The organism is Geminicoccus flavidas, assembly GCF_009806515.1.
Classification (GTDB): domain Bacteria; phylum Pseudomonadota; class Alphaproteobacteria; order Geminicoccales; family Geminicoccaceae; genus Geminicoccus; species Geminicoccus flavidus.
This window is the reverse complement of sequence record NZ_WUJP01000205.1, coordinates 1-548: the sequence shown is the minus strand read 5'-3', so window position 1 is coordinate 548 and position 548 is coordinate 1. Positions and strand designations below refer to the sequence as shown.

1 pseudogene is annotated in these 548 nt (G+C 65.7%); it reads left to right on the top strand.

Annotation, left to right across the window (positions count from 1 at the left end):
• Positions 1-243: 243 nt before the first annotated feature.
• Positions 244-342, top strand: a pseudogene (locus tag EQG76_RS32060) (IS5/IS1182 family transposase); the annotation flags it as partial.
• Positions 343-548 lie beyond the last annotated feature (206 nt).

Here is a 548-nt window from a genome sequence, read left to right as displayed (position 1 = left end):
CCGCCGGCATGAATGCGAGGAAATGCGGAAGCCAGAGCTGAGAGCCTGCAGCGATGGCCGGCTCTGCGTGTTCCTGCACGCGGGTAGCGCCTGCGCTCAGGCGATGGAAAAGGAAGAAACGAACCAGCAGAACCGGGTCAGTTTTACGCCTAAGGTCTGAACCCGATCAGGTTCTTGTGTGCGCTGGGTGATCGCGCTCCTGTGGCGGTCACGGGCGGTCACGGGCGGACGCGGGAGAGGGCGATGGCGGGCCTGTTCTGGCTGACGGACGCGCAGTGGGCGGTGATCAGCCCGTTCATGCCCATGCATCAGCCAGGCGCGCGGCGGGTCGACGACCGCCGCTAGGTTGGCGCGAAGCGGCGGTGCGCCTTGGATGGCGGATGGGGAATGGAGCAGGCAGGGCCGGAACGGAGCGGTGCCCAGATCTTCGGAGGTGTGGCCTGCGTGGCGTTCGCCTGGTTCCTGTTCTCGGTTCACGATGCCAGCGTGAAGTTGTTGGTCGCCGGTCTGTCAGTCTGGCAGGTGCTGTTCGTGCGCAGCGCCATCAT